This window comes from Amycolatopsis sp. 505, from assembly GCF_031625235.1.
Classification (GTDB): domain Bacteria; phylum Actinomycetota; class Actinomycetes; order Mycobacteriales; family Pseudonocardiaceae; genus Amycolatopsis.
Map to the genome: position 1 here is coordinate 153,140 of NZ_JACKQP010000001.1, position 25,992 is coordinate 179,131.

Sequence of the window (25,992 nt, forward strand, 5' to 3'; positions counted from 1 at the left end):
GGGTCAGCCGAGCGGGATCTGGTACTGCATGAAGCCTTTGTCGAGCGCGACCTGGTCGTAGAGCCGCCGCGCGGTGGTGTTCGACGTCTGGGTGTGCCAGTAGACACGCACGCAGCCCTGCGCCCGCGCCCACTCGGCGACGGCTTCGATGAGCGCGCGCCCGACCCCGCGCCCGCGGACGTCCGGATCGGTGAAGAGGTCCTGCAGGTAGCAGACGTCGGCGGAGGTGGTGCTGACGTGCGTGAAGAAGTGGACGATGCCGACGAGCCGCCCGTCGGCCCGCGCGCCGAGGGCGTGCATCCGTTCCCCGCTCGCGAACTCGCGCCACGCCCGGTCCACGAGGTCCGGAGCAAGCGTCCGGCCGTAGAACGTGTTGTAGCCGGCGAACAGGTTTTCCCAGGCCGTGCGGTCGGTTTCGGTCAAGCCCCCAATGGTGATCATGGTTCGAGGCTAATGCCCGGGGGACACGCATCGGACACAACTCACGAGTAAGGTGACGAACCCGAATCGAATTCATAGAATCGCGGAGCCCGGTCGGCGAAAGCAGCGGAGGTTCCTGATGGCGCGCACGGCGCACCGTGCCAGTGGCAGGCCCGTGACGGTGAGCGAGCTGATGCTGCGCCCGGATGTCCGCGGCCGCCGCCGCCCGGAGGACCTGGAAGTGCTGGAACTCGCCTACCGCATGCGCCGCCGGATCGGCCCGGAGGCCGCGGCGCGGGTCCCGTCGCCGGGAGCCCGCGCGCTGGCGGCCGTGACCGGTCTCTGGCGGCGCCGGCCGCGGTAGGCCCCGTTTCAGAAGCCGATCGTCGACGGTGGCCGGGCGAGCATCGCCGTCGCCGTCCCCGGCTCGACCGCCGGGCAGTGCGTGCCCCGGGCCGGAAGCTTGCCGGTGATCAGGTAGTCGTCGGTCGCCTTGGTCACGCACGAGCTGTTCTTGAAGTACGCGCCGTGGCCCCAGCCGTCGTAGGTGAGCAGGGTGTTGCCCGTCTGGCGGGCCACCGCCTGCGACCACGCGTACGGCGTCGCCGGGTCGTGCCGGCTGCTCAGCACCAGCAACGGCGGTGCGCCGTGCACCTGCAGCGGGTGCTGCGGGTTGCTCGTCCGGTTCGGCCAGCCGATGCAGCCGGTGACCGCCGTCCAGCCCAGGGAGTTGACCTTGACGTCCGGGGCGAACGCGGCCGACACCCGGCGGTAGGTTTCGAGTTCCGCGAAGTTGTGCACCGGCATGCGCCAGTCGTCGCAGAACACGCTCTGGAAGACGTAGTTGATCGGGATGTCGTCGCTCAGCTTCGCCGACGCCGCCGGCGGGGTGCCGTCCGCGAGCGACTTGAGGACGGTGGCGAGCCTGTCCCAGCTCGGGCCGTAGAAGTTGCCCTGGAAGAGCGACGCGAGGTCGAGCGGCTGGAGCACCTCTTCGCTGCGCGGGTCCTTCAGTTCCCCGCGAGCGGCCTTGTCCTGGAGTTCGCGGGTGAGCTTGGAGACGTCACGGCCGTGCAGCGCGCAGCTCGGCGTCCGGTCGCACCAGGCCACGAACTCGCCGAATTCCGCTTGCACCGAGCGGGTTTCGCTCAGCAGGAACTCGCCCGCGGTGAACTGCGAGTGGTCCATGTTGCTGTCCAGCACGAGGGCGCGGACCTTGTCCGGGAACAGTTCCGCGTACTGCTGGCCCATCAGCGTCCCGTAGGAAACGCCGTAGTACGTCAGTTTCGGCTCGCCGAGCGCGACGCGGATGGCGTCCATGTCCCGCGCGACGCTCTTCGTGTCGCCGAACTGCCCCAGCGGCCCGGAAATGCGGTTGCAGCTCTCGCCGAGCTTGCGGTTGTACTCCGCGAGCTGCTCGAAATCGGCCTGGTTGCGCGGCATGCGCGGGTGGTCGGCGATCAGCTCCTCGAGCCCGCACGAGATCCGCGTGCTGGCGCCGACGCCGCGCGGGTCGAACCCCACGGTGTCGAACCGCCGGGTGACCTCGGGCGAGAGCGACCAGCCGTTCTTGACCTCCTCGGTGCCCGACCCACCGGGACCACCCGGGTCCATCAGGACCGAGCCGATCCGGGCCTGCGGGTCCGTCGCCTTGCGGCGGGCGAGCGCGACGGACGTCGTGCCCCGGTCCGGGTGCGCCCAGTCCACCGGCACGGTCACCGTGCCGCAGTCGACCTCGGGCGCGTCGGCGCACGGCCGCCAGTCGACGGATTCCGCCGCCGACACCGGTGGGGCCAGCAGCACGCTTCCCAGGATCGTCGTCACGGCCACGGCCGTCATCAGCCGCTTGCCCACCCTCGCCATCGTCAGTCCTCCCCTACCGACAGTGCATGACCGACTCCAGCAAATCACCGATCCGGGGATCCCGCCAGCTTCCCAGGTGAATCACGCCTTCGCGTCCACTGTGGACGACCGCTCGGCCCGCCGGACCCAGGCCGCGGCCAGCGTTCCCAGCGCGCACAGCGCCCCCAGCACGCCGAACGCCCAGCCGAACCCGGTCGCCGGGCCGGCGGCCAGGCCCTGGGACAGCACGATCACGCACAGCGCGCCGCCGAGCGCGCCGCCCACGCGCAGCACGATGTTCACCAGCGCGGTGGCGTGGCCGAGCTCGGCGGCGCCGACCGACGCGTACGCCGCCGTCGACGCGGGCATGATCGACAGCCCGAGCCCGGCGCTGCGGACCAGGAGCACGGCCTGGACCAGCCACATCGGCGTGTCCGGGCCGAACCACGGCAGCGGCACCGTGCTCACCAGCACCACCAGCGACCCGGTGAGCGCGACGGTCCCGCCGCCGTAGCGGTCGGTCAGCCGCCCGGCCACGAACACGAACACCGTCGTGGCCAGCCCCATCGGCGCGAGCAGGACGCCCGACTCGGCGGTCCCGGCGCCGAGCCGGAGCTGGAACCACAGCGGCAGCAGCAGGACGGCGCTGAACATCCCGGCGCCGCCGAGCAGCACGGCCGCGAGCGCGGACCCCATGACTGGCCGCCCGGCGAGCCGCAGTTGCAGGACCGGGTGGGGCGTGCGCAGCGACCACCAGGTGAACAAGCCCATCGCCGCGGCCCCGATGGCGGCGAGGACGATGTTGAGCGAGCCGGGCGCGCCGAGCTCGGTCAGCGCGTACACCAGCAGGGGCAGGCCGAGCGACACCATCGCGAGGCCGGGCCAGTCCATCGGCGGCGGCTGCTGCCGGTCGCCGCGCGGGACGTACCGCAGCGCCAGGCCGAACGCGAGCAGCCCGATGGGCAGGTTCAGCCAGAACAGCACCGGCCAGGAGAAGTGCGCGAGCAGGAAGCCGCCGACGCTCGGCCCGACGACCGGCGCGAGCCCGACCACGAGCGCCAGCGTGCCCATGGTGCGGCCGAGGCGTTCCGGGCCGACGGCCAGCCCGATCACGGTCTGCCCGGCGGTGACCATCACGCCGGCGGCCATGCCCTGCACGGCCCGGAAGCCGATCAGGGTGACCGCGTCCGGGGCGAGCGCGCAGGCCACCGACGTGAGCAGGAACGCGGCCAGCGCGGCGAGCCACAGCCGCCCGGCGCCGAACTTGCGCCCGAGCCACGGCGTGAGCGGGAGCGCGGCGGAGAGGCCGAGCAGGTACGCCGTCGCGACCCACTGGATTTCGACGAGGGCGACGCCGAGGCTGTCCCGCATCGATTCGAGCCCGACGGCGACGATCGACGCGTCCATGTTGCCCAGGAAGCCGCCGAGCGCCATCACCCCGGAGGCGATCCAGACGGTGCGCGGGATCGGCGGCGGTGCGGTGCGGAGATCGGTCATGGCTTCGACGGTAAAAGCTCGAGGAAGGTTGAAGTCAACCTTGCTTCGTGCCGGGCACTCGGGTATGCATGAGTAATGCATGAGACGCGGCTGGCGAACCTGCTCGGCGCGGCGGTGCTGAACCTGTCCGACCGGATGACGGGCGCCGCCGCGGCGGCCGCCGGGGTCAGCCCGAGCGGGACCGCCGCGCTGGTCGTGCTGGCGGAGTTCCCCGGCCTCGGCGGAACCGAGCTGGGCCGGCGGATCGGGCTCAGCCAGCCGGCCTGCGCCCGGATGCTCGACCAGCTGGCGGCCCGCGGGCTCGTGCGGCGGCAGGCGAAGAGCGGCCGCGCAGTCGGCGTAGTGCTCACCCGGGCGGGGCGGGCCGCGGCGCACCGCGCGCTCGAGGCCCGGCAGGACGTGCTGACCGGCGCCCTGGCCGCGGTATCCGATCAGGACGCTCTGGAGCCGTTGCTGGAACAGCTGTTGCGGGGGCTACACGCCGAGGTCCGCTCGGGCGACCTGATGTGCCGGCTCTGCGACCGGCCCGGCTGCGTCGCGCAGGACCGGCTCTGCCCGGTCGGCCAGGCGCAGCGCGAACTCGGGACGCCGTGATGGGCAACGTCCTCGCCCTCGTCTCGGCCCTGTGCTTCGGGATCACGCACTTCGTCAGCGGGCTGGTCTCCCGCCGTGCACCGGGGATGACCGTCTCGCTGTACGCGCAGGTCGCGGGCACGGTGGTGACCGTGCCCTTCGCCGCGTTCGCCGGTTCGGGCACCGTCACCGCGGCGTCGCTCGGGTGGGGCGCGCTTTCCGGCGCGGGCACCGGGGTCGGCGTCGCTTTCCTCTACCGCGCGATGGGCAAGGGGGCGATGAGCCTGGTCGTGCCCGCGAGCGACGTCGCCGCCGTCGTCCTGCCGGTCCTGTTCGGCCTGGTCCTGCTGGGGCAGCGGCTTTCGGGCCTCGCGCTCGCCGGGGTCTGTTGCGCGGTACCGGCGTTGTGGCTGGTCTCGCGCTCGCGCGGGGAGCGGGCCGGCCGGACGGCGGCGGGGATCCCGGACGCCTTCGTCGCCGGGCTCGGCTTCGCCCTCCAGTTCGTCGCGCTCTCGCGGATCCCCGCCGAAGCCGGGTCCTGGCCGGTGGTGTTCAGCCGCGCGGTGTCGGTGGTCGCCATCGCCGGCCTGGTCGCGGCGACCCGGGCGCCGTGGCGGCTGCCGTCCCGGCTGTGCTGGCCCGCCGCGTTCGCCGGGGTGTGCGGCAGCGCGGCGATCGTCCTCTACCTGCTGGCGGCCCAGCGGCAGCTGCTGGCGGTCGCGACCGTGCTCGCCGCGCTCTACCCGGCGGTGCCGGTGCTGCTGGCGCTGGTCTTCCTGCGGGAACGGCTGAGCCGGGCCCAGCTCGCCGGGCTGCTCGGCGCGGGCGCGGCGATCGCGCTCGTGTCACTGGGCTGACCGGCGGGAGACGACGCTCCGGCTGCCCGCGTCGAGCCCCCGGTAGTGCTCGAGCGCGGCCACGGACTCGGTGACCTGCTCGAAACTGGGCAGCGCGCGCACGTTCGCCACCAGTGTCATGTCCTTGCGGGGGATTTCGATGAAACAGACCTCGACCCCGGCGTGCTCGGCGTGGGCGGCCACTTCCGCCTGCCAGGTGGGCAGGTCGAGGTCGTCGCCGAGCCATTCGTGCAGGTAGACGCACCACTTGCCGCGCAGCAGCTCACCCGCGATGGCCTCCAGGCCGACCACGTACGGCTCGGTCACGTGTTCGGCCATGACCGTTCCCCGCAACACCAAGGCACTGTTCCCTCCTGCGCCCGGCGGCGACCCATACCGCCGGAAAGCGCTCTCTCGGCGGTAGCCTCCCCCGCTTCGCCGAGCAGCGCGAACCCCGATGACCGAACACCGGGGTCCGCGCCAACTTACCGGTGGATTTGGTCACCGGCAACCGTTTCCCGAAGATCGAGGAAAGCGCGTGCACACTCGGCGTGCGGATGCACGTTCATCACAGCCGCGTGCGCAGCAGATTGGGCGATCCGCCGAAGTATGCGCTGTCGGCCACGTACAGCGTGTCACCACGGACGGCCACCGAAGTCGGGTTGGCCAGGCCGTCCGAAGTGGACAGGATGATCCGGATCCCGCCGTGGCCGACCGTGACGACCCGGTTCTCCTGGTTGACGGCGGCGACGACGTCACCGCCGTGGAACGCGAAGTCGTCGACCGGCCCGAGACCCGAGGCGACGACCCGGCCGGGTGCGCCGGTGAGCGGGAACCGGACGAGCGTGCCGCGGTCCAGGTTGGACACCCAGAGCGCGCCGTCGTGGACCTTGACGCCGTTCGCGCCGAAGCCGGCGACCGGGGCGAGCAGTTCGCCGGTGGCCCAGTCGGTGACCCGCCCGGTGCGCGGCGAGACGCGACGGACGACCGAGCCGAACGAGTCGGCGACGAAGACGTCCCCGCCGGCGGGATCGCGGGCGACGCCGTTGTGGAAACCGGCCGGCGGCAGGGCGGCGACCTTGGTCGGGGTGCTTCCGGGGCGGACGCGGTAGAGGCCGGTCGCCGCCGTGCCGGTCGAAACGGCGACGTAGAGGTCGCCGCCCGGGGCGCGGGCGATTCCGCCGAGGAACAGTTTCCGGTGCACCACCGGGACGTCGCCGTCGGCGGGGACGGGGATCCGGGCGATGACGCCGATTCGCCCGCCGGGCGTGACCCGGCCGATTTCGCCGGTGTAGGCGAAGGTGAGGTCGGCGGAACCGTCGGGTTCCAGGGCGATGTTCTCGGGCTGCTGCCCGGCGGCGAGGTCGAGCGGGATGATCCTCGGTGCCGCCTGGGCGGGCGCGGCCGGCACGGCCAGGGCGACGGCCAGCGCGGCACCGATCAGCTTGATGCGCAAGGGAAACTCCCGGTTCGTGGAGAGCTGCGGTACGTCGACCGTAGGCCCGGTGCGCACCCGGCCGCCAATAGCCCGGCCTGGGCCGGCCATCGGAAAACCGATCACAGGTCCCGGGCGAAGCAGCGCGAGATCGGTTCGCCGCGGTAGGGGCCGTACGCCTCGATCGGCTCGTAGCCTTCGCGCTGGTAGAACCGGATCGCGTCCGGCTGCCCGGTGCCGGTTTCCAGCAACAGCCGGGTGATCCCGAGGCGCCGCGCGTGGTCTTCGAGGGCGCGCAGGAGGGCGGTCGCGACACCGGTGCCGCGGGCCGCCGGCTCGACGTACATGCGCTTGACCTCGCCCGATCCCGGGCCGAGCAGCCGCAGTCCACCGCAGCCGATGGCGGCGCCTTCGGCGTCGCGGGCGAGCAGGAAGACAGCGACGGTCTCGGCGGTCGGGACGGCGCCGGGCTCGTGATCGTCGGTGCCGTAGCGGGCGTCGAGCTCGGTCCGCTGGGCTTGACGCAGCCGGACGGCGTCCGGATCGTCCCAGGTCACCGGAGTGATCGTGAGTGTGCAGTCGATCATCAGGCCGCCCTCCCGTTTCCGTAACAGGCGTTACCGTAGCATCTGTTACGCTTCCGGGCCATGCCCAGGCAGCGAGACGTGCACGCCCAGCGCGAGCTGCTGTCGAACGCCACCTGGCAGGTCCTCGCCGACGACGGCCTGCCGGGCCTGACGCTGCGCGCGGTCGCCGAGCGCGCCGGCTGCACGACCGGCCTGGTGATGCACGCGTTCCCGACGAAGAAGGCGTTGCTGCTGCACGCACGCGACCTGCTGTACGAACGCACGGCGGTCCGGGCGGACGCGGCCGAGGCGGCGTGCTCGTCCGCGCCGGACGCGCTCGCGGCGGTGCTGGGCCAGGCGGTGGACCTCCCGCACGGCCACCACGAGGAATCCCGCGTCTGGGTGGGTTTCCTGGCGGCGGCGCTGGCCGACGAGGACCTGGCCGAGCGCCACCGGGCGGCGAACCGTTCGTTCCTGGCCCGAGTCCGCCGGTTGGTGGCGGCGTGCCGTCCGGAGTGGACGGACGAACGGCTGGAGCTGGCCACGAAGAGCCTGGTGGCGTTGGTGGAGGGGATGAACGTCCTGGCCGCGGCGGATCCGCGGACCTATCCGGCCCGGCTGCAGCAGGCCGCGCTGGCCGAGGCGCTCGCTGTTTTCACGCCGCCGGGCCGAAGCGGCGGCGATAAGCGCTCGGGCTGAGGCCCGTGTGGCGTCGGAGTTGCGCCCGGAGGTTCGCCGCCGTTCCGAAGCCGCTCGACGAGGCCACCCGGTCCAATCTCAGCTCGCCCCGCTCGATCAAGCGGCACGCCAAGCTCACCCGTTCCGTCGTCAGCCACGCCAGGGGGGTCGTGCCCAGTTCCGCGCGGAACTTCCGGTGCAGGGTCGCGGGGCTGGTCGCCGCCCGCGCGGCCAGGTCCGTCACCGTCAGCGGGGTGTCCAGGCGCTCCAACGCCCAGGCCAGGACCGGGGCCAGCGACGTCTCCGGGACCTCGGGCACCGGGCGGGCGATGAACTGCCGCTGGCCGCCGTCGCGGTGGGCGGTGAACACCAGGCGGCGGCTCACCGCGTTGACCACCTCGGCGCCGTGGTCGCGGTGGATGAGGTGCAGGCCCAGGTCCAGCGAGGCGGCGCTGCCGGCCGCCGTCAGGACGGTGCCTTCGTCGATGAACAGCACGTCCGGCTCCCACCTGACCCGCGGGAACCGGGCGGCCAGCGAGGCGGCCCACTGCCAGTGGGTCGTCGCGCGGCGGCCGTCCAGCACGCCCGCTTCGGCGAGCGCCAACGCTCCCGTGCAGAAGCTCACCAGGCGGGCTCCGCGGTCGTGTGCCCGGCGGATCGCCGCGATGATCGCCGGGTCCGTCGGGACGCCGGTGTTCGGGCGGGCCGGGACGATCAAGGTGTCCGCCGTGTCGGCCGCCTCGAGGCCGGCGACGCCGGAGAGCGTGAACATGCCGAGGTTCATCCGCACGTCCGGCGTCGCCGAGCACAGCGTGAAGTCGTACCAGGGCCGGTCGAGTTCGGGACGGCGGAGGCCGAACAGCTCGGTCGCCACGCCCATCTCGAACGGGTTCGACTCCTCGGTGACGATCGCGACCACCCGGTGCGAGAATTCTTGCGGCATGTGCGATTCCTAGCACTCGCGCCCGGGAAACACCAGGTCGAGCATGGGAGGCATGAACCCGATCGACCTCAACGAAGTCCTGGCGAGCTTCGAAGCCGCCTGGAGCCCGCGGATCGTCACCCGCGTCAACGACTACGACATCCGCCTCGCCCGGTTCGACGGCGAGCACGTCTGGCACGTCCACGAAGACACCGACGAGTTCTTCCTGGTCCTGGACGGCGAGATCGAGATCGGCCTGCGCGACCCGGACGAACGCGTGGTCACGCTCGGCCGCGGGCAGGTCTTCGTGGTCCCGAAGGGCACGTTCCACAAGCCGTCGTCGAAGGCGGGCGCGAGCGTGCTGCTGGTCGAGCCGGCGGGCACGCTCTCGGTCGGCGACGTGCACGACGAGGTCCCCGAGCACGTGGACGTGACCACCGGGCATCTTGTCTGACCTGCTGAGTCTCTTCCCGGAACGGCGTACCCTCGGCCGCATGAAACGGACATCGTTCGCGCAGTGGCCGTGCTCGATCGCGCGCACCATGGATCTGCTCGGCGACTGGTGGACGCCGCTCGTGCTGCGAGACGCCTTCTACGGCGTGCGCCGCTTCGACGAGTTCCAGCAGGCGCTCGGCATCGCGCGCAACACCCTCGCCGACCGGCTCAAGCGGCTGGTCGACGAGGGCCTGCTGGAAAAGGTGCCGTACCAGACCGAGCCGGTGCGCTACGACTACGTGCTCACCGAGAAGGGCCGCGACTTCTACCCGGTGCTCCTCGCGATGACCCGCTGGGGCGACAAGTGGCTCGCCACCGAAGCCGGCCCGCCGATCACCGTCCACCACCTCGCCTGCGGGCACGACACGCACGCCGAAATCGTCTGCGCCGGCTGCCGGGAGCCGATGACGCCCGACGACACGCGGATGCGGCGCGGCCCCGGCTTCCCGCCCCGGCTGGCGCAGCGGCCCGACGTCGAGGAGCGCTTCGCCCGGCAGGAGTGATTGACAGAGTCAGTCTATCTACGCAACTATCGTGGTCAGCCGAGGAAAGGGAGCGACCACGATGGAGTGGACGGGTGCGCGGTACGCCGACCTGCCGACGGCGGAGGTTTCGACCTGGATCGACGCCGCGCCCGAGGAGGTCTGGCCGATCGTCTCGGACATCTCGCTGATGCCCGAGATGAGCGCGGAGCTCCAGTCCGTCGAGTGGTGCGAGGTCGGCCGGAAGTTCCTCGGCCGCAGCAAGCACGACGCGTTCGGCGAGTGGGAGACGACCTCGTACGTCGTCGAATGCGAAGCGCGGCGCGTGTTCGCATGGGCCGTGCAGGACCCCGAGGAGCCCAGCGCCGTCTGGAAGTTCACCCTCGAGCCGGACGCCGGCGGCACGCGCCTGAGCCAGTGGATGCGGATGGGTCCCGGCCGGTCCGGGCTGTCGTTCGCCATCGACCGGATGCCGGAGAAGGAACAGAAGATCGTCTTCGTCCGGATGCGGGAGTTCGAGACGGCGATGAAGGGCAACCTCGCCGCGATCAAGGCCCGGGCCGAAAACCGATGAAAACCGCGACGACCGTCGAGTTCTCCCAGGACACCCGCGCGACGCTGGACTTCGTGCTGGAGGCGGAAAAACTCGGCCTCGACGTCTGCTGGGTGGCCGAAGCCTGGGGCTCGGACGCGCCGTCCGCGCTCGGCTACCTCGCCGCCCGCACCGACCGGATCCGGCTCGGCTCCGGGATCATCCAGCTCGGCACGCGCACGCCGGTCGCCATCGCGCAGGCCGCGCTCACCCTCGCCGACCTCTCCGGCGGGCGGTTCGCGCTGGGGCTCGGCGCGTCCGGGCCCCAGGTCATCGAGGGCCTGCACGGCGTCCCGTTCGCGAAGCCCCTGACGCGGATGCGCGAAACCGTCGAGATCATCCGCCAGGCGTTCGCGGGGGAGAAGATCTCGTTCTCCGGCGCGGCGTTCGAGATCCCGCGGCCCGGCGAGGCCCGCCCGATGCGGCTGTCCACTGCCCCGAACCCGGACATCCCGATCTACCTCGCGACGCTGTCGCCGAAGCTCCTCGAGCTCACCGGCGAGGTCGCCGACGGCTGGCTCGGCACCAGCTTCGTCCCCGAAGGCGCCGACGCGTACTTCGCGCACCTCGACGCCGGACTCGCGAAGGCGGGCAGGGAGCGTAAGGACATCGACGTCTGCCAAGGCGCCGAAGTCGCCTTCGCGGACAACGAAGACGAGCTGCGCGCGATGGTCGGCAGCCGCAAGAAGGAGCTGGCCTTCAGCCTCGGCGGGATGGGCTCGGCCAGCACGAACTTCTACAACGACGCCTACAGCCGCCAGGGCTGGGCCGACGTCGCCGCCGAGGTCCGCGAGCGCTGGCAGGCCGGTGACCGCGACGGCGCCGCCGCGCTCGTCACCGACGAAATGGTGCTCGGCACGACGCTGATCGGCACCGAAGAAATGGTGCGCGAGCGGTTGCGCGTCTGGCGCGACGCCGGCATCGACACCGTCCGGCTCTACCCGGCCGGCGAAACGCTCGAAGCGCGTCTCACGACGCTCGGCCGTGCATTGGAGCTGATGTGACCGGCGACTGGCACCGCACCGCGTGCAGCCTCTGCTACCTCAACTGCGGGCTGGAGGTCCAGCTCGACGGCCGGAAGATCACCCGCGTCCGCGGCGACAAGGCCCATCCGCGCTCGGCCGGGTACCTCTGCCAGAAGGCCCAGCGGCTGACCTGGTACGGCGACCACGAAGACCGCCTGACGTCACCGCTGCGACGGCGTCCCGACGGCACGCACGAGCCCATCGACTGGGACACCGCGCTCGCCGAGATCGCCGTGAAGCTGCACACGATCCGGGACGCCGACACCGCGGCCGGGCGGCCCGGCTCGTTCGCCTACGTCGGCGGCGGTGGCCAGGGCAACCACTCCGGCGGCGCCTACGGCACGTCGCTGCTGAAGTGGATGAACTCGACGCGGCACTTCAACGCGCTGTCGCAGGAGAAGACCGGCGACTTCTGGGTCAACGGGCACCTGTTCGGCTCGACGATCGTGCACACCGCCGAGGACGTCGAGCACTGCGACCTGCTGGTCGTGCTCGGCTGCAACCCCTGGCAGGCGCACGGGTTCAGCAACGCCCGGCACGCGCTCAACACGCTCAAGAACGACCCGGACCGCCGGATGATCGTGATCGATCCGCGGCGCACCGAGACCGCGGAGCTGGCCGACCTGCACCTCCCGCTGCGGCCGGGCACCGACGCCTACCTGCTGGGCGCGCTCCTCGCGCTGCTGCTCGAACGGGGTGGCGCGGACCAGCGATTCCTCGCCGAGCACACCGAAGGCTTCGACGAGGTCGCCGCCGTGCTGGCGAAAGTACCGGTGGACGCCTGGATCGCCCACGCCGAAGTGTCCCGTGTGGACGTCGAACGGGCCGTCGACCTGATCCTCGCGGCGAAGGCGATGACCGTGCGCGTCGAGCTGGGCATCCAGCAGGTAGCTGCTCACCGGGCACTTCGGCCGGCGCGGGACGAACAACCTGCACTCGTGGCTGCAGCCGCTGTGGGGCGCGACGACCGGGCAGCGCTCCGAGATCACCGGCTTCGAGTACATCGGTGGCCTGCTGCCGGCGAACACCCTCGCCGAGGAGGTCCTCGCCGACCACCCGAACCACGTCCGCGCGGTGTGGGTCGAGTCCTCGAACCCCGCCAACACCTTCGCGGGGACGAGGGACGTCGAACGCGCTCTGGAGGCCGCGGAGCTGTCCGTGGTGGTCGACGTCGCCTACACCGAGACGGCCGCGCTGGCCGACTACGTGCTGCCCGCCGCGTCCCAGCACGAGAAGTGGGAGTTCACGCTCTTCACCTTCGAATGGCCGACGAACTACTTCCAGCTGCGGCCGCCGCTGCTGGACCCGCTGCCGGGCACGCTCGTCGAGGCCGAGATCTACACGCGGCCGGCTGCCACCGCGCGGCGAAGACGATGACCGTGCCGGTGCAGCGCGCGCTGGGCAGCTCGGCCACCGGTCCGCAGCTCGGCGAAGAGCTCTTCGAACGCGTCCTGGCCGGTCCGACGCCGTTTTCGGCGCACGAGCAGGACGAAGTGTGGAGCCTGATGCGGCGCGAGCGCGTCCAGCTCGCCGTGCCGGACCTGCTGGACTGGCTGGCCGCGCTGGACCCGGCCGCCGAGCAGCCGGACCCGGCGTACCCGTTTTCGCTGCTCAACGGGCAGCGGCGGGCGCACAACGCGAACCAGATCCTGCGTGATCCGCGCTGGCGCCGCACCGATCCGGACGGCGCTCTGCGCGCGCGTCCCGAAGAACTGGCGTCGATCGGCGCTTCGCCCGGCGATTGGGTGGCCGTCGTGACGCCGGCGGGGCGGGTGGTCGTCCGCGCCGAGGCCGATCCCGCGCTGCGGCCGGGCCAGCTCGCGCTCCCGCACGGCTACGGCATGGCCCACCCGGCCGCCGACGGCCGCCGGGTGGTCAGCGGGCCGCGGATCAACCTCCTCACGGACGCGCTGGACCGGGACCCGATCGCGGGCACGCCGCACCACAAGGACGTCCCGGCGCGCCTCGAACCCGCGACCGAAGAGGAGCGGGCCCGTGCGGAGGCGGACAGCGAAAGCGTCGCTAGTGGACGGTCCGGACGTTTCGCCGGTTTATAGTGGGCGCATGCGCAAGATCGTCGCGAACCTGTTCATCTCCCTCGACGGCGTGGTCGAAGCGCCCGACAAGTGGTCGTTGCGGTACTGGAGCGACGAAATCGGCCAGGCGGTCGGCAGCGGGATGGCCGCCGCGGACGCGATGTTGCTCGGACGCGTCACCTACGAAGGGTTCGCCGAGGCGTGGCCCGGCCGGACCGTCGAGGACGACGAAGGTGCCGAGTTCATGAACAACGTGCGCAAATACGTGCTTTCGTCGACTTTGTCCGAAGTCGGCTGGAACAACTCGACGCTGCTCACCGGCGACCCGGCCGAAGCGGTCCGGACGCTGAAGGCCGGAACCGGCGGCGACATCATGACCAGCGGCAGCCCGACGGCGGTGCGGTGGCTCCTGTCGGAAGGCCTGGTCGACGAGCTGAACCTGCTGCTCTACCCGGTCGTCGTCGGGCGCGGCATGCGGTTGTTCCCCGCGGAGGGGCCGTCGTTCCCGCTGGAGCTGAAGAAATCCGCGACGTTCGGCAACGGTGTCGTGCAGCTGACCTACGTGCCGGCGTGACCACGCCGTTCCGGATCGAGATCCCCGAGGCCGACCTCGACGACCTGCGGGTCAGGCTGCGGCGGACGCGCTGGCCCGAAGCCGAGCCCGTGGCCGGCTGGAGCCAGGGCACGCCGCTGGGCTACCTGCGCCCGCTGTGCGAATACTGGGCGACGGAGTACGACTGGCGCCGCGTCGAAGCCCGGTTCAACCGGTTTCCGCAGTACCGCACCGAAATCGACGGCCTGGGCATCCACTTCCTGCACGTGCGCTCGCCGCGGCCGGACGCGCTCCCGCTGCTCCTCACGCACGGCTGGCCCGGCTCGTTCCTGGAGTTCGGCAAGGTGATCGAGCCGCTTGCGGAGGAGTTCGACCTGGTGATCCCGTCGCTGCCGGGCTACGGCTTCAGCGACAAGCCGTCGGCGCCGGGCTGGGGCATCGAGCGGATCGCGGCCGCGTGGGCGGCCCTGATGGCCCGCTTGGGCTACGCCCGCTACGGCGCCCAGGGCGGCGACTGGGGGACGTCGATCACGACGTCACTGGCCCAGCAGGACGCGGCCCACCTGGCGGGCATCCACCTGAACCCGCCGATCGCGGCCCCGGACCCGGCGACGTTCGACGACCTGACGGCGTCCGAGCGGGCCGCGCTGGCCGCGCTGGAGAACGCGCAACGCTGGGAGGACGGGTATTCGGTGCTGCAGTCGACCCGTCCGCAGACGATCGGCTACAGCCTGCTCGACTCCCCGGCCGGCCTGTGTGGCTGGCTGGTGGAGAAGTTCCACGCCTGGTCCGACGGCTTCCCGTTCACCCGCGACGAGCTCCTGGACGACGTGACGCTGTACTGGCTGACGGGCACGGCGGCGTCCTCGGCCCGGCTGTACTGGGAGAGCATCCGCAAGGTCCAGAAGTGGTTCTCCGAGGCGACGGACGACACGGTGGACGTGCCGGTGGGGTGTTCGATCTTCCCCGGGGAGATGCCTCGGCCGTCGCGCCGGTGGGCGGAGAAGCGGTACACCGACATCCGCCACTGGAACGAGCTGGAGCGGGGTGGGCACTTCGCGGCTTACGAGCAGCCGGAGCTGTTCGCCGACGAGGTGCGGACGTTCTTCCGGCTGGTCCGCTAGGCGTTCGGTCCCGGCGGGGCCGGGTCGGGACCGACCAGCCGGCCGATCTGCCACTCGTAGCTTTCCGGCAGGTCCCCGACGGCGATCCCGATGTCCGCCTTCGCGGCCTCGTAGAACCGGCGCCGCGCCTTGCTCACGGCCTCGATGGCTTCGGCCCACGGCAGGTCGGCTTCCGCGCCGGTGGCGATCCGCTGCAACCGGAAGGCGCTCTCGTGCCAGGCCCGTGCGGCCAAGACGGTGCTGCCGGTTCCCAGCAGCAGCACGGTCTCCCACTTGACCGTGCGTTCCTCCTCGGCCGCGGCCAAGGCGGGCAGCCCTTCTTCGGGCGGCAGGGAGTCGATGTCGGGGTGGATGCCGCGATGTGCCGCGATCCGGACCGAAAGAGCGATGACTCGCTTGAGCGCGAAGGCGTAGTCGGCGTAGGCGGTGAGCCGCCGTTCGTCCCAGCGCACCGACTGGGCCCGCCGCCAGCGCCCGCGTTCGGCGGCCGAGGTGGCCGCGAATGACGCCAGCGCGCCGATGACAACTCCGATCAGGGCCGGGAGCTGCTGGAGGAACGTCTGCACGGAAGCTGCCTCTCGTCGTGGCGATCCGGTTCGCTTGCTGGGTCGCCGCGGAGGAGCTCGGCGCTACATCTCCGTCTCGGCGCGCTGGTCCGCTAGCGCCTGAACCCTCCCGGATCGGCCAGGTACCGATCCAGCTCCGGGTCTTCGTGCAGCTCGGTGAACCGGTCCTCCACCCCGTGCCCCAGCTCCTCGCGCAACCGGCCCAGGACCGCACGCACGTCGGCGTTGAAGCGGGCGCACCGCGCCTCCCGCCACGGTCCGGGGTCCGGCGGGTAGTCCCAGTTCACCGACTCGTCGTACTGCTCGACCAGGCTGTCCACCGAGGCCCGCAACGAGGCGCTGATCGGCAGCTCGTCGAGATCCGCCGGTCCGGCGTCGTCCCACAGCGCCGCGCCCGAGCCCGGGTCGAAGAAGAACCGCACCTCAGTTGACCTGCCGCGACTGCCCCTGCCAGAACGGCTCCCGCAGCTTGAACTTCTGGATCTTCCCGGTCGCCGTCCGGGGCAGCGCGTCCAGGAACTCGATCCGCTTCGGGCACTTGTAGCCGGCCAGGTACTCCCGGCAGTGCCGGATCAGCTCCTCCGCCGTGACCGAACCCTCCACCACGACCAGCGCCGTCACCAGCTCGCCCCACTTCTCGTCCGGGATGCCGATCACCGCGGCCTCGCGGATCGCCGGGTGCGAGTTGAGCGCGTCCTCCACCTCGATCGACGACACGTTCTCGCCGCCCGAGATGATCACGTCCTTCTTGCGGTCCGCGATCGTCAGGTAACCCTCGGAGAACGTTCCGCCGTCGCCGGTGTGGAACCAGCCGCCGTCGGTGACCCGTGCGGTCTCCGAAGGGTTCTCCCAGTAGCCGTCGAGGTTGTGGTTCGACTGGGCGAGCACCTCGCCGTCGCCGTCCACCGCGATCCGGACGCCGAGCGCCGGCGTGCCCGCGCGGCCCAGCCGCCGCGCCTGCTCGTGCGGGTCGAGGTCCGCCCACTCGCTGCGCATCCGGTTGACCGTCAGCAGCGGCGCGGTCTCGGTGAGCCCGTAGATCTGGATGAACTCCCAGCCCAGCTCGGCCCGCACGCGCTCGATCGTGCGCGTCGGAGGCGGCGCGCCGGCCACCACGATCCGGACGCGGTCGCGGCCGGGGATCTCGCCGTCCCAGGCCGCGGCGCCGTCCAGGGCCGCCGTGACCACCGCGGGCGCCGCGCACAGGATCGTCACGCCGTGTTCGTCGATGCGCCTCAGGATTTCGGTGCCGTCGACCTTCCGCAGCACGATGTGCCGCCCGCCGAGGCCGGTCACCGCGTACGGCATGCCCCAGCCGTTGCAGTGGAACATCGGCAGCGTGTGCAGCAGGACGTCGTTGTCGCTCAACGTGGTGTGCAGGCCGAACACCGCGGCGTTCAGCCAGATGTTGCGGTGGGTGAGCTGCACGCCCTTCGGCCGGGCGGTCGTCCCCGACGTGTAGTTGAGGGTCGCGGTGGCCGACTCGTCGCCGTCCCAGGGCCGGGGCGTTCCGTCGCCGCCCCAGATGGCGTCGTCGTCGCGGCCCAGGACGAACACGTGCTTCGCCGTCACCGTGCCGAGCAGGTGCTCGAGCTCCGGGTCGACGATCAGCACCTCCGCCCCGGAGTGCTCCACTATGTACTTGACCTCGGCGGGAGCCAGCCGGAAGTTGACCGGCACCAGGATCCGGCCCCAGCCGGACACGCCGAAGAACGACACGAGCAGCCGCGCGGCGTTGTGCGACACCATCGCGACCCGCCCGCCGGCCGGCACGCCCAGCGCGTCGAGGTTGGCGGCCTGCGCGCGGGCCCGGCGCGCCACCTCGCGGTAGGTGAGCGAACCCCAGCTCGGCGCCGGCTGGTCCGGCTCGTCGACCACGGCGACGCGGTCCGGGTACACCGTTTCCGCGCGGTCGAGGAAGTCCCGGACACCCAGATCGAAGAACATCCCCCGATGATGACTCCTCACCGGGTGCCCGCACCAGTCCGATGTGGTTCGCTGGACCACGATGGACTTCGACACGGTGGCCGGCGAGCTCTACGGGGGCGACCTCGCGGAGTTCGTCAGCGCGCGCAACGCGGCGGCGAAGGCGGCGAAGGCCGAGGGAGACGCCGAGCTCGCGAAGCGGATCCAGCAGCTGCGCAAGCCGACCACGGCCGCGGCGATCGTCAACGGCCTGGCCCGGGACGATTCCGATCAGCTGCGTGAACTCGCCGAGCTCGGTGCCGAACTGAGGGATGCGCACACCCGCCTGGCCGGCGACGAGCTGCGCGCGCTGACCCGGCGCCGCGGCGAGCTGGTGCGGCGGATCCTCCACGAGCTGCCGTCGATGAGCGACACCGTCTCCCGCGAGGTGGAGTCGACCTTGGAGGCCGTCGCGGCCGAGCCGGACACCGCCGCGCTGGCGCTCGCCGGGCGGCTGACGTCGGTCGCGCACCAGGACACCGACCAGTGGTTCAGCCTCGCCGCGAGCGTCCCGCCCGTCACCGGGAAGCGCCCGGCGAAGCTGGTGGACAAGGCCGAACCGGCCAAGCCGAAGCGCGACCACCGGCGTGAAGAAGAGGAGCGGGCCCGGGCGCGGTCGGAACGCGAGCGCCTGCGCAAGGAAGCCGCCGAGCGGGACAAGGAACGCGCGACCGCCGAGCGCGACCTGGTCCGCACCGAACGCGCGGCCGAGCAGGCCACCGCCCGCGTCGACGACCTGCGCGAGCGCTTGGCCGAAGCCGAGGAACGCGCCGAGCGGGCGACGGCGGAGTTCGAGACCGCGAAAGCGGCCTTCGACGAAGCCGACAAGGCCGCCACCGCCGCCCGGAAAGCCGCTGACGCCGCCCGCTGAGCCAGGCCCGATCTATGCGGTTGAGGGATGTCCGGCTGCCGGGCCGGTCGGTAACGTGCGATCGTGCCCCGTTCGATCATGCTCACCACGACCGGCGCCCGGACGGGCCGGAAGCACCGCGTTCCGTTGGGCGCCTTGGACATCGACGGCCGGCTGGTCGTCGTCGCCTCGGCGATGGGTGCGCCGAAACACCCGGCCTGGTACCACAACATCCGGCGCAACCCGCTGGTGCTGGTGGAAACGGACACCGAGTCGTACGAGGCGATGGCGGCGCTCCCGCCGGACCGCGACCGGCTGTTCGCCGAGGTGCTCGAGCGGGAGCCGGGGTTCGCGGACTACCAGGCGCGAACGACCCGGATCCTGCCCGTCGTCGAGCTGCACCGGTTCGACACCGCGCGGCGCATGGGCGACTGGCTCGTCGAGATGCACGACTGGCTGCGCGGTGAGCTGAAGGAAATGCGCGCCGAGCTGGACTGCGGCATCCCGCGGCAGCTGCGCACGCGGTGCGCCGGCTTCTGCACGGCCCTCGGCCGGCACCACACCGGGGAGGCCACGAACATCTTCCCGCTGCTGGCCGAGCGGTTCCCGGCCCTCAAGCCCACGCTGGCGAAGCTCGACGAAGAGCACGTCGTCGTGGGCCGGCTGCAGGAGGAGATCGAGCGGCTCGCCGAGACGGAAACCGACCCGGCCCGGCTGCGCGCGGAGTTCGACCGGCTCCAGTCCGCATTGGACAGTCACTTCGCCTACGAGGAGCGCACGCTCGTCACCGCGCTGAACGTCCTGCTGCCCGCGCCCGGCTGATCAGAGCAGCACCTCGGCCAGCCGGCGCTGGTTCGCCAGCTCCACCTCGGGGGAGGGGCCGAGCACCTGCACCGCCACGTGGTCGGCGCCGGCGTCCACATGGGACAGCAGCCCCTTGGCGACGGTCTCCGGTGTCCCGTGCAGGACGAGGTCGTCGATCAGGCGGTCACTGCCGCCGCCGGCGACGTCGGCCTCGGTGTACCCGTGGCGCAGCAGGTTGTTCACGTAGTTGCTGAGGCCGAGGTAGGGGGTCTGGACGTACGGCCGTCCGATGGCGCGCGCCGCCACGCTGTCCTCGTCCAGGACCACCTTGTGCTCCGGTGCCAGCAGCTTGCCCGCGCCCAGGATCGCCCGCGCGTGCCGGGTGTGCGCGACCGGCACGAGGTAGGGGTGTGCGCCCGCGGTGCGCTCGGCGGCCAGCTTCAGCACGCGGTCGCCGAGCGCGGCGAGCACCCGGGCCTCGGCCGGGACGCCGGCCGCGTCGAGCCGGTCGAGGTAGTCGACGATCTTGGCGTACGGGCTGCGGTACCCGGTGACCGACTCGGGGTGGCCGACGCCGATGCCGAGCAGCAAGCGCTTTCCGTACCGGCCCGCGAGCCGGTGGTAGGACTCGGCGAGCGTCTCCGGCTCGTCGACCCACACGTTGACGATCGCCGTCGCCACGGTGATCCGCTCGGTGGCGGCCAGGACGTCCTCGACGAGCGCGAGGTCGCCGACCGAGTTGCGGCCGGTGCCCAGCCAGACCGCGCCGTACCCCAGTGCGTCCGCCGCGATCGCCTGTTCCTTGCGGACGACGTCGTCGCGGTGCGGGGCCAGGAACACGCCGAACCTGCTCGATACATTTGTCATATCGAGTAATGTAGCAAATGTAGCGCTCAGGGCGCCAGCCGGTGGAGCCACTCGCGCAGCATCTGGCGCTCGGTGGTGGTCAGGGCGTCCGTGTCGTCCTGGAGCGCGGTCGACAAAGCGACAGCCAGCGCGCTGACGGACGAGCTTTGGGCGGGCCGATCGGCGAGCAGCCCGGCCAGGACGGACTCCCTGACCTGCGCGGACATCGCCAGGTCCCGGCTTTCCTCGGGCTGGGCGATCAAGCTGAGCGTCACGCCGCTGTTCGCCGCCGCGAACTGCCGCGCGGCCTCCGCCGCGTCGACGCGCAGGCGGCCGTCGCGCGCCAACGGCGTGAAGAGCTCCAGCAGCATCGCTTCGGCGCTGGAGGTGAGGTTGCACGGGACGCCCGGCTCGATCTGGCCGTAGAGCAGCACGTAGAACGCCGGGTGCTCCAAGCCGTACTCGACGTGCCTGTCCCAGCCCGCGCGGATCCGCTCCACCGGGTCGCTGCCCGGTTCCGGTGCCTGGACGTACTGGGTGAAGCCGTAGTTGACGACCGCGTCGAGCAGGCCCTGCTTGCTGCCGAAGTGGTGGTACAGCGTGGGGGCCTGGACGCCGGCGCGCTCGCAGATCGCCCGCGTCGACACCGGCCCGTCGCCGGCTTCGTGCAGGAGCTGGCCGGCGGCCATGAGCAGGCGGTCGCGGGTACTGGTGGCGTTGCTCGATCGTCCGGCCATGTAGCAATTGTAACGACGGTCTGTAACGGGTCAGCGCAGGCGGAGCTGGACCCGCCGGAGCCCGGCGAAGGCGGCCAGCACGCCCCCGTCCGTCGTGGCGGCGGCCGGGCGGACCGACCGGTAGCCGTCCAGGAGAGCCTCCTTCAGCTCTTCGCGGTGGGGCAGGTGCGCGAGTGCGGCGCAGGCGACGGCGAGGTCGTAAGCGTAGTGCCCGTACCCGCAGTCGTCGAAGTCGATCACGTGCACGCGGCCGCGGTGCAGCAGGTAGTTCTCCTGGTGCAGGTCGCCGTGCACCAGGCCGAAGACGTCGGAGCCGTAGCCCAGCTCGGTCCGCACCGCGCGGACGCGGGCCACCGCCTTGCGGATCCGCTCGTCGCCGCCGGCCGCCGCGACGGCCCGGTCGACGACCGCCGCGGAGAAGCCGTCCACCTGAGTGCGGCCGAAGTCGGTCAGGTCGTCGACGCGGCGGCGGTCGAGGCCGTTCATCCGGGTGCCGTGCAGGTGCAGCCGCGCGGTGAACTCGCCGACGGCGTACAGCTGCGGCGCGCTGAGCCGCTCGTCGAGGAACCGGCCCTCGACCCAGTGGCTGAGCACGCAGGTGCGTGGTTCGGGCACGGCCGGGTCGGCGACCACGGTGACCAGGTCCCGCGCGCGCGTTGGCACCGGCTGCGGGACGACGAGGCCGGTTTCGCGGCGCAGCGTGGTCAGCCAGGCCATCTCGGCCCGGACCTGGGAGACGCCGGGGCCGTCCGGCCGCTGCACCCGCAGCACGTACCGGTGGCCGTCGGCGCCGTCGACGCGGAACGTCGTGTTGTGCCCGTGGGCCAGCGGGGTCAGGCGGGCCACCGGCACGGCGTAGGCCGTCAGCGCCGCTTCCGCGAGCCGTCGCAGGCGCCGGGTGCGGCCGGCGCGGTCGAGCTCGGCGAACGGCCGGGTGTTCGCCTGGAAGTCGGCCATCGCCCAGGTGCTCAGCTGATCGACCGTTCCGGCTCGCGCGAGTGGGAGACCAGCTCGATGGTCGGCGTCGTGTGCCGCCCGCCGCCGAGCCGCTCCACGCCGCGCAGTCCCTCGGCCAGCCGTTCGACCTCGGTGTCCGGCCGCACCCCGAAGCGCATGAACTGGCTGGTCATGCCGATCTTGTTGCCGCACTGGCGCACCAGCAGGTGGTGCTCGGTGAGCAGGTAGTCGCACAGCTCGGCGCCGTCGACCGACGCGGGCAACTTGACGAGCAGGAAGTTCGCCTGCGACGGGAACACCGTCAGCTCCGGGAACTGCCCGAGCTGCGAATGCATCATGAACCGGTCGAGCGCGAGCTTCTTGAGGCTGTCCTCGTACTCCGCGCGGTGCTCGGCGAGCATGAAGATCACGGTCTCGGCGAGCGAGTTCAGGTTCCACTTCGGCAGCGCGGCCGACAGCTTGCGCGTCAACGCCGGGTTCGAGACCTGGTAGCCGAACCGGATGCCGTGCAGCCCGAAGTTCTTGCCGAGGCTCTTCAGCACGATCACGTTCGGCCGGACGACGGCTTCGGCGGCCACCGACGGGTTCCGCTCGACCTCGACGAAGTCGATGAAGGACTCGTCGATCACCACCAGGTCGAGGTCTTCGAGGGCGTCCATGAACCGGATCACCTCGCGGCGCGGCAGGTACCCGCCGTCGGGGTTGTTCGGGTTGCACAGCACCGCGACCCGGGAGCCGCGGCGCTTGATGAAGTCGATGTACTCGTCCACCCGCAGCTCGAAGCCGTCCGCTTCCTTGAGCAGGAACATGTCGACGCGCTTGCCGGTCTCCATCGGCTGGTCGGTCCAGCGGCCGAAGGTCGGGATCGGCACGGCGACGCTGGAATCGACCAGCAGCTGGTCGATCCAGGTGATCAGCTCGGTCGAGCCGTTGGCCGGTGAGATCGTCGACGGGTTGAGCCGCAGGACGCTCGCCAGCTGGGCGGTGATCGCGCCGGCGTCGCTCGGGTAGAACTTGAGGATCGTGCGGAGGTTGCGTTCGAGCTCGCCGAACATCTCGTCGGTCGGGAAGTACGGGTTGCAGGGGATGCAGAAGTCCGCGAGGTCGTCCGCGTGCTGGCCCATCGCCCTGGCCACGGAGAAGAACGACGGGCTGTGGGCCTTGTTCTGCTGGAAAAGGCCGTGGGGGGTCATACCGTGCCGCACGCGTGTTCTCCGTCCGCCGCTTTACCGGCCCCTTGCCTTCCCGTTGAGGACACGTACGAATCGGACGGCCGGTTCAATGCCGGACAACGCGTGGATTCCGGTGCCCGCCAGCACCGCCGCGGCCAGCGCGGACAGGAGCATGAGCGGCAACGGCGCGGACAGCGGGTCGATGCCGGTGAAGGACTCGACGCCGATCACGGCGGTGAGCACGGCGTCGGCGGCGACGGCGACCTTCACGACGCGCAGCCGGTGGGCTTCCGGGTGGGGCGTGATGCGCAGGATCCAGGCCAGCGCGGGCAGCACCAGGATCGCGTGCATGGCGACCGCGTGCAGCGGCTTGAGCGAGCCGGCGGTGGTGTAGGCCAGCTGCGGGTCGCCGCCGCGGGCCGCGACGACCCCGCGGCCGATCATCACCGCCCCGGTGGCCAGCGCGACCAGCAGCACGACCAGGCCGGCGCGGACGGCCAGGCGCAGGCTCGGCGCGGCCGGGCCGGGTTCCACGAGCGCGGCGGCGGTGAAGCCGATGACCGTGAGGACGAGCACGCCACCACCCGCGGCCAGTGTCATCGAAACGGTACTGTCGAACGAGGTCTCGAAGTTGAAGTGCGACGGCACCCCGCGCCACGCCTGCATGCTGACCAGGGCGACCTCGGCGACGCTCGCCGCGGTGAACGCGCCGAGCAGGAGGTTGCGCACCCCGGGGCGCACGGTGAGGAACGAGGTCGCCCAGGCGACCGAGGCGAGCGTCAGCCCGAACGAGAGGCCGAACGTGACGGCCTTGCGCATCGACAGCGGGCCCAGCCACGAGCCGCCGGTGGCGATGAGGACGAGAGCGTGCGCGACGCCGCCGAGGAACAGCGCCGCGCCGACGGCGTAGGCGATCCGCTCGGCGCGGCGCCCGTCGTACCGGATGCGGGTCAGTGGGTTCATGCTGCCGAGTCTCGCTTGGCCGCCCGGTCGCCGCGTCGGCCCGGCGGCGACACCCCGACGTACGACGACGTGCGTACGGAAATCGGTGAGTGTGTCGAAAAAGGGTCGGTAAAGGAATTCCAATCTTCTTGACGGAATATTGACGGCGGACGTGCCGGGCGCCACTCGCCAGGCGGATGCGATGTCGGCAAAGGCGTTCTATCCTGCGAACATGTACATCGCATTGCTGACCTATACAGCGCCCGAAACAGAAGTCGACTACGCGCTTCCGGACCATTCGGACTGGGTGCGCAAACAATTCACGAAAGGACTCTTCCTGGTTTGCGGAAAGGGCAACGGCTCGGCCGACCACGTGATCCTGGTCCGCTCGGTGCTGCGCGGCAAGCTCGACGCCGTGCTGGCCAGTGACCCGTTCGTGGTCCAGCGGCTCGCCCGGTACGACGTCATCGAGTTCACCGCCACGCGCACCGCTCAGGAGCTGCTGGCGATCAACGAGGCCATCGCCTCCTGAGGAGCCGTCAAGTCGGGTGGCCCGGCGACGAAGCCCCGCCACCTGACGGCGAAGAACACTCACCCGCTGGTCGCTTATGATCGCGAAGGACGTCCAGCCAGGGAGAGTGCGATGAAAACCCCCGACCTCGTCTTCCGGGGCCGCCGGTTGAGCAGTGACCGCGCGCTGGTGCTGGCCGCGGTCGAGTCGCTCCCCGCGGCCCGCGCCGCTGTTGCCGACGGCGCCGATCTCGTGGGTTTCCCCGGTTCCGCGTCCCTCGTCGAGCAGGCGCGTCAGAGTTTTCCCGGCCTCGTCATCGGGGTCCACGCCGCGGACCCGTCGGTCGCCGCGGCCTGCTGCGAAGCGGGCGCCGACCTGATCCTGACGCGCGCGGACCTGGCCGAGGTCGCGGCCCGGTACGACGCCGGTTACGCCGCCCCTGCTGTTCCCGCCGTGCCCGGTCTGTCCGTTGTCCTGGACATCGGGGAGTTCCGCGCGCCGCTGCCTTCCGCGGACGTGCCCGTGCTGGCTTCGGTGCCCGGCGACGGAACACCCGCGGGGCTGGCGCTGGCGGCCCTCGCGGCCTCGGCGGGGGTGGCGATCATCCGCACGAAGCACGTCCGCCAGGTGCGTCACGTGGCGGAGATGGCGGCGAGCATCGCGGGCACCCGCCCGCCGGCGAAGGCGGTCCGATGGGAGTGATCCGCCAGATCTGGCCGTCCCCGCGCGACCTGGCCGAGGGCGATCTCGAGCAGCTGTACCGCTACCCGGCGAACCCTCGCTGGCTGGCGGTGAACTTCGTGTCGAGCACGGACGGTGCGATCGCGGTCGAGGGCCGGTCCGGGGCGCTGTCGACCCCGGCGGACCGGGTGGTCTACCGCCTCGGCAACGACCTGGCTGACGTGGTTCTGGTGGGCGCGGGGACGGCGATGGCGGAGGGCTTCGAGGGAATGCGCCCCGACGCCGCCACGGCGGACCGCCGCCGCCGGTTCGGCCTGGCCCCGATCGCCCCGGTGGCGGTGGTGACCACGGGCCGTTCCCTGCCGCCGGACGCCCCGGTGATCACGAAGGCGGCGGTGCCGACGCTGGTCTTCACCTCCTCGGCGGCGCCGGTCGCGTTGCGCGACGCCTGGACGGCTCACGGCGCCAGGGTGTTCGTGGTGGGGGAGCAGGAGGTTTCGGCCTCGCGGGTGGTGTCGACCCTGGTGGCGGAAGGCTTGGGCCGCATCGATTGTGAAGGCGGGCCCCGGTTGTTCGGGTCGTTGATCGAGGCGGGGCTGGTCGACGAGTTCCGGTTGACGGTGGCGCCGTTCCTGGTGGCGGGGACGGCGAGCCGGGCGTCCGTCGGGGTGCCGGTCGACCCGGCGGAGCTGGAGCTGGCGTCGGTGCTCACGGACGGCGCCAGCGTGCTGCTGCGGTACCTCGCACCGCGGTAGTTTTGTCGATACCTTGGGGTGCAACGGAAACTGCTGCTCAGGCCCGCTCCTGAGTTCACCCGTTCCAGCGATGACGTTCGCACACGTGTTCGGATAAGGTCGAAGACATGACCGCGAACCGAAGACCCCG

Annotated in this window: 31 protein-coding genes and 2 pseudogenes; 18 read left to right on the forward strand and 15 right to left on the reverse strand. The window is 71.6% G+C overall.

Annotated elements, in window-relative coordinates; genetic code table 11:
* Positions 1-3: 3 nt before the first annotated feature.
* Positions 4-441, reverse strand: a complete 438-nt coding sequence (locus H5965_RS00840) for a GNAT family N-acetyltransferase (protein WP_310967152.1) — start codon at positions 439-441, stop codon at positions 4-6.
* 160 nt (positions 442-601) lie between these two features.
* Here H5965_RS00840 and H5965_RS00845 point away from each other — a divergent pair, with 160 nt between their 5' ends.
* Positions 602-784 carry a hypothetical protein gene (locus H5965_RS00845; protein WP_310967153.1) on the forward strand — a complete coding sequence of 61 codons (183 nt, stop codon included), beginning with the start codon at positions 602-604 and terminating at the stop codon, positions 782-784.
* Between the two features lie 8 nt (positions 785-792).
* Here H5965_RS00845 and H5965_RS00850 read toward each other — a convergent pair whose 3' ends face one another.
* Both H5965_RS00850 and H5965_RS00855 read right to left on the reverse strand, forming a co-directional pair.
* On the reverse strand, positions 793-2,283 hold the full coding sequence (locus H5965_RS00850; protein WP_310967155.1) for an alpha/beta hydrolase: 1,491 nt from the start codon (positions 2,281-2,283) through the stop codon (positions 793-795).
* Between the two features lie 81 nt (positions 2,284-2,364).
* Positions 2,365-3,759, reverse strand: coding sequence for a DHA2 family efflux MFS transporter permease subunit (locus tag H5965_RS00855; protein ID WP_310967156.1), 1,395 nt, complete (start codon positions 3,757-3,759; stop codon positions 2,365-2,367).
* 75 nt (positions 3,760-3,834) lie between these two features.
* On the opposite strand from H5965_RS00855, the gene H5965_RS00860 reads away from it, so the two are divergent.
* Together H5965_RS00860 and H5965_RS00865 are read left to right on the forward strand one after the other, a co-directional pair.
* Complete coding sequence (locus H5965_RS00860; RefSeq protein WP_310967158.1) at positions 3,835-4,353, forward strand: MarR family winged helix-turn-helix transcriptional regulator; 519 nt, start codon at positions 3,835-3,837, stop codon at positions 4,351-4,353.
* The gene (locus H5965_RS00865) at positions 4,353-5,189 is read left to right on the forward strand and encodes an EamA family transporter (protein ID WP_310967160.1); all 837 of its coding nucleotides are present in this window, start codon (positions 4,353-4,355) and stop codon (positions 5,187-5,189) included. The genes H5965_RS00860 and H5965_RS00865 overlap by 1 nt, the downstream gene beginning before the upstream one ends.
* On the opposite strand, the gene H5965_RS00870 is transcribed toward H5965_RS00865, so the two are convergent.
* The 3 genes from H5965_RS00870 to H5965_RS00880 all read right to left on the reverse strand — a co-directional run bounded on the left by H5965_RS00870 (position 5,178) and on the right by H5965_RS00880 (position 7,160).
* A complete protein-coding gene (locus tag H5965_RS00870; RefSeq protein ID WP_310967162.1) occupies positions 5,178-5,507 on the reverse strand; it encodes a hypothetical protein in 330 nt (109 codons plus the stop codon). The two genes, H5965_RS00865 and H5965_RS00870, sit on opposite strands and share 12 nt — an antisense overlap.
* Positions 5,508-5,736: 229 nt before the next feature.
* Positions 5,737-6,624: a hypothetical protein gene (locus tag H5965_RS00875; protein WP_310967164.1), complete on the reverse strand. Its 888-nt coding sequence runs from the start codon at positions 6,622-6,624 to the stop codon at positions 5,737-5,739.
* 101 nt (positions 6,625-6,725) lie between these two features.
* Positions 6,726-7,160 (reverse strand): GNAT family N-acetyltransferase, encoded by a 435-nt coding sequence (locus H5965_RS00880; RefSeq protein WP_310967166.1) that lies wholly within the window; start codon positions 7,158-7,160, stop codon positions 6,726-6,728.
* 90 nt (positions 7,161-7,250) lie between these two features.
* Here H5965_RS00880 and H5965_RS00885 point away from each other — a divergent pair, with 90 nt between their 5' ends.
* Positions 7,251-7,868, forward strand: a complete 618-nt coding sequence (locus H5965_RS00885; RefSeq protein ID WP_310967168.1) for a TetR/AcrR family transcriptional regulator — start codon at positions 7,251-7,253, stop codon at positions 7,866-7,868.
* Here H5965_RS00885 and H5965_RS00890 read toward each other — a convergent pair.
* Positions 7,825-8,790, reverse strand: coding sequence for a helix-turn-helix domain-containing protein (locus tag H5965_RS00890; RefSeq protein ID WP_310967169.1), 966 nt, complete (start codon positions 8,788-8,790; stop codon positions 7,825-7,827). The two genes, H5965_RS00885 and H5965_RS00890, sit on opposite strands and share 44 nt — an antisense overlap.
* Before the next feature lie 43 nt (positions 8,791-8,833).
* On the opposite strand from H5965_RS00890, the gene H5965_RS00895 reads away from it, so the two are divergent.
* The 9 genes and pseudogenes from H5965_RS00895 (at position 8,834) to H5965_RS00930 (ending at position 15,076) form a co-directional block, all read left to right on the forward strand.
* The gene (locus tag H5965_RS00895; protein ID WP_310967170.1) at positions 8,834-9,223 is read left to right on the forward strand and encodes a cupin domain-containing protein; all 390 of its coding nucleotides are present in this window, start codon (positions 8,834-8,836) and stop codon (positions 9,221-9,223) included.
* Positions 9,224-9,263: 40 nt separating this feature from the next.
* Entirely contained in the window at positions 9,264-9,767 is a 504-nt protein-coding gene (locus H5965_RS00900) for a helix-turn-helix domain-containing protein (protein ID WP_310967171.1), read from the forward strand.
* A 61-nt stretch (positions 9,768-9,828) separates the two neighbouring features.
* Complete coding sequence (locus H5965_RS00905; protein WP_310967172.1) at positions 9,829-10,320, forward strand: SRPBCC family protein; 492 nt, start codon at positions 9,829-9,831, stop codon at positions 10,318-10,320.
* Positions 10,317-11,342: an LLM class flavin-dependent oxidoreductase gene (locus tag H5965_RS00910; protein WP_310967173.1), complete on the forward strand. Its 1,026-nt coding sequence runs from the start codon at positions 10,317-10,319 to the stop codon at positions 11,340-11,342. The genes H5965_RS00905 and H5965_RS00910 overlap by 4 nt, the downstream gene beginning before the upstream one ends.
* Positions 11,339-12,025, forward strand: a pseudogene (locus tag H5965_RS00915) (molybdopterin-dependent oxidoreductase); the annotation flags it as partial. The gene H5965_RS00910 and the pseudogene H5965_RS00915, both read left to right, overlap by 4 nt.
* Positions 12,026-12,377: 352 nt before the next feature.
* A complete protein-coding gene (locus tag H5965_RS46085; protein WP_396136869.1) occupies positions 12,378-12,740 on the forward strand; it encodes a molybdopterin-dependent oxidoreductase in 363 nt (120 codons plus the stop codon).
* Positions 12,741-12,976: 236 nt separating this feature from the next.
* Positions 12,977-13,420: pseudogene (locus tag H5965_RS46090) on the forward strand (molybdopterin dinucleotide binding domain-containing protein); the annotation flags it as partial.
* A gap of 7 nt (positions 13,421-13,427) precedes the next feature.
* Positions 13,428-13,973, forward strand: a complete 546-nt coding sequence (locus H5965_RS00925) for a dihydrofolate reductase family protein (protein ID WP_310967175.1) — start codon at positions 13,428-13,430, stop codon at positions 13,971-13,973.
* Entirely contained in the window at positions 13,970-15,076 is a 1,107-nt protein-coding gene (locus tag H5965_RS00930) for an epoxide hydrolase (RefSeq protein WP_310967177.1), read from the forward strand. The genes H5965_RS00925 and H5965_RS00930 overlap by 4 nt, the downstream gene beginning before the upstream one ends.
* On the opposite strand, the gene H5965_RS00935 is transcribed toward H5965_RS00930, so the two are convergent.
* The 3 genes from H5965_RS00935 to H5965_RS00945 form a co-directional block, all read right to left on the reverse strand.
* Entirely contained in the window at positions 15,073-15,642 is a 570-nt protein-coding gene (locus H5965_RS00935) for a hypothetical protein (RefSeq protein WP_310967178.1), read from the reverse strand. The genes H5965_RS00930 and H5965_RS00935 overlap by 4 nt on opposite strands.
* Positions 15,643-15,734: 92 nt before the next feature.
* Positions 15,735-16,064, reverse strand: coding sequence for a hypothetical protein (locus H5965_RS00940; RefSeq protein ID WP_310967179.1), 330 nt, complete (start codon positions 16,062-16,064; stop codon positions 15,735-15,737).
* A 1-nt stretch (position 16,065) separates the two neighbouring features.
* Entirely contained in the window at positions 16,066-17,589 is a 1,524-nt protein-coding gene (locus tag H5965_RS00945) for an AMP-binding protein (RefSeq protein ID WP_310967181.1), read from the reverse strand.
* Positions 17,590-17,650: 61 nt separating this feature from the next.
* On the opposite strand from H5965_RS00945, the gene H5965_RS00950 reads away from it, so the two are divergent.
* Together H5965_RS00950 and H5965_RS00955 are read left to right on the forward strand one after the other, a co-directional pair.
* The gene (locus H5965_RS00950) at positions 17,651-18,478 is read left to right on the forward strand and encodes a hypothetical protein (protein ID WP_310967184.1); all 828 of its coding nucleotides are present in this window, start codon (positions 17,651-17,653) and stop codon (positions 18,476-18,478) included.
* 63 nt (positions 18,479-18,541) lie between these two features.
* Positions 18,542-19,279 carry a nitroreductase/quinone reductase family protein gene (locus H5965_RS00955; RefSeq protein WP_310967185.1) on the forward strand — a complete coding sequence of 246 codons (738 nt, stop codon included), beginning with the start codon at positions 18,542-18,544 and terminating at the stop codon, positions 19,277-19,279.
* Here the strand turns inward: H5965_RS00955 and H5965_RS00960 are convergent, their stop codons facing one another.
* From H5965_RS00960 to H5965_RS00980, 5 genes are read right to left on the reverse strand one after another with little or no spacing between them, the layout of a single operon-like run.
* Positions 19,280-20,128 carry an LLM class F420-dependent oxidoreductase gene (locus H5965_RS00960; protein ID WP_310967186.1) on the reverse strand — a complete coding sequence of 283 codons (849 nt, stop codon included), beginning with the start codon at positions 20,126-20,128 and terminating at the stop codon, positions 19,280-19,282.
* Between the two features lie 26 nt (positions 20,129-20,154).
* A complete protein-coding gene (locus H5965_RS00965) occupies positions 20,155-20,844 on the reverse strand; it encodes a TetR/AcrR family transcriptional regulator (protein WP_310967188.1) in 690 nt (229 codons plus the stop codon).
* A 30-nt stretch (positions 20,845-20,874) separates the two neighbouring features.
* Positions 20,875-21,801, reverse strand: a complete 927-nt coding sequence (locus tag H5965_RS00970; RefSeq protein WP_310967189.1) for a phosphotransferase — start codon at positions 21,799-21,801, stop codon at positions 20,875-20,877.
* 11 nt (positions 21,802-21,812) lie between these two features.
* Entirely contained in the window at positions 21,813-22,994 is a 1,182-nt protein-coding gene (locus H5965_RS00975; protein WP_310967191.1) for a histidinol-phosphate transaminase, read from the reverse strand.
* 33 nt (positions 22,995-23,027) lie between these two features.
* Entirely contained in the window at positions 23,028-23,936 is a 909-nt protein-coding gene (locus tag H5965_RS00980) for a hypothetical protein (RefSeq protein ID WP_310967193.1), read from the reverse strand.
* Between the two features lie 211 nt (positions 23,937-24,147).
* On the opposite strand from H5965_RS00980, the gene H5965_RS00985 reads away from it, so the two are divergent.
* The 3 genes from H5965_RS00985 to H5965_RS00995 all read left to right on the forward strand — a co-directional run bounded on the left by H5965_RS00985 (position 24,148) and on the right by H5965_RS00995 (position 25,862).
* Entirely contained in the window at positions 24,148-24,447 is a 300-nt protein-coding gene (locus H5965_RS00985) for a hypothetical protein (RefSeq protein ID WP_310967195.1), read from the forward strand.
* A gap of 111 nt (positions 24,448-24,558) precedes the next feature.
* The gene (locus H5965_RS00990; protein ID WP_310967196.1) at positions 24,559-25,128 is read left to right on the forward strand and encodes a dihydropteroate synthase; all 570 of its coding nucleotides are present in this window, start codon (positions 24,559-24,561) and stop codon (positions 25,126-25,128) included.
* Positions 25,125-25,862, forward strand: a complete 738-nt coding sequence (locus tag H5965_RS00995) for a dihydrofolate reductase family protein (RefSeq protein ID WP_310968459.1) — start codon at positions 25,125-25,127, stop codon at positions 25,860-25,862. Before H5965_RS00990 ends, H5965_RS00995 begins: the two co-directional genes overlap by 4 nt.
* Positions 25,863-25,992: the final 130 nt, after the last annotated feature.

Bases quoted from the DNA above. Each gene is read 5' to 3' on its own strand.
- H5965_RS00860 (WP_310967158.1), top strand. From the start codon at position 3,835: ATGCATGAGACGCGGCTGGCGAACCTGCTCGGCGCGGCGGTGCTGAAC.
- H5965_RS00950 (WP_310967184.1), top strand. From the start codon at position 17,651: ATGGACTTCGACACGGTGGCCGGCGAGCTCTACGGGGGCGACCTCGCG.
- H5965_RS00985 (WP_310967195.1), top strand. From the start codon at position 24,148: ATGTACATCGCATTGCTGACCTATACAGCGCCCGAAACAGAAGTCGAC.
- H5965_RS00980 (WP_310967193.1), bottom strand. From the start codon at position 23,936: ATGAACCCACTGACCCGCATCCGGTACGACGGGCGCCGCGCCGAGCGG.
- H5965_RS00890 (WP_310967169.1), bottom strand. From the start codon at position 8,790: ATGCCGCAAGAATTCTCGCACCGGGTGGTCGCGATCGTCACCGAGGAG.
- H5965_RS00840 (WP_310967152.1), bottom strand. From the start codon at position 441: ATGATCACCATTGGGGGCTTGACCGAAACCGACCGCACGGCCTGGGAA.
- H5965_RS00855 (WP_310967156.1), bottom strand. From the start codon at position 3,759: ATGACCGATCTCCGCACCGCACCGCCGCCGATCCCGCGCACCGTCTGG.
- H5965_RS00885 (WP_310967168.1), top strand. From the start codon at position 7,251: ATGCCCAGGCAGCGAGACGTGCACGCCCAGCGCGAGCTGCTGTCGAAC.
- H5965_RS00965 (WP_310967188.1), bottom strand. From the start codon at position 20,844: ATGGCCGGACGATCGAGCAACGCCACCAGTACCCGCGACCGCCTGCTC.
- H5965_RS00925 (WP_310967175.1), top strand. From the start codon at position 13,428: ATGCGCAAGATCGTCGCGAACCTGTTCATCTCCCTCGACGGCGTGGTC.
- H5965_RS00900 (WP_310967171.1), top strand. From the start codon at position 9,264: ATGAAACGGACATCGTTCGCGCAGTGGCCGTGCTCGATCGCGCGCACC.
- H5965_RS00970 (WP_310967189.1), bottom strand. From the start codon at position 21,801: ATGGCCGACTTCCAGGCGAACACCCGGCCGTTCGCCGAGCTCGACCGC.
- H5965_RS00870 (WP_310967162.1), bottom strand. From the start codon at position 5,507: ATGGCCGAACACGTGACCGAGCCGTACGTGGTCGGCCTGGAGGCCATC.
- H5965_RS00865 (WP_310967160.1), top strand. From the start codon at position 4,353: ATGGGCAACGTCCTCGCCCTCGTCTCGGCCCTGTGCTTCGGGATCACG.
- H5965_RS00850 (WP_310967155.1), bottom strand. From the start codon at position 2,283: ATGGCGAGGGTGGGCAAGCGGCTGATGACGGCCGTGGCCGTGACGACG.
- H5965_RS00990 (WP_310967196.1), top strand. From the start codon at position 24,559: ATGAAAACCCCCGACCTCGTCTTCCGGGGCCGCCGGTTGAGCAGTGAC.
- H5965_RS00895 (WP_310967170.1), top strand. From the start codon at position 8,834: ATGGGAGGCATGAACCCGATCGACCTCAACGAAGTCCTGGCGAGCTTC.
- H5965_RS00905 (WP_310967172.1), top strand. From the start codon at position 9,829: ATGGAGTGGACGGGTGCGCGGTACGCCGACCTGCCGACGGCGGAGGTT.
- H5965_RS00975 (WP_310967191.1), bottom strand. From the start codon at position 22,994: ATGACCCCCCACGGCCTTTTCCAGCAGAACAAGGCCCACAGCCCGTCG.
- H5965_RS00910 (WP_310967173.1), top strand. From the start codon at position 10,317: ATGAAAACCGCGACGACCGTCGAGTTCTCCCAGGACACCCGCGCGACG.
- H5965_RS00960 (WP_310967186.1), bottom strand. From the start codon at position 20,128: ATGACAAATGTATCGAGCAGGTTCGGCGTGTTCCTGGCCCCGCACCGC.
- H5965_RS00945 (WP_310967181.1), bottom strand. From the start codon at position 17,589: ATGTTCTTCGATCTGGGTGTCCGGGACTTCCTCGACCGCGCGGAAACG.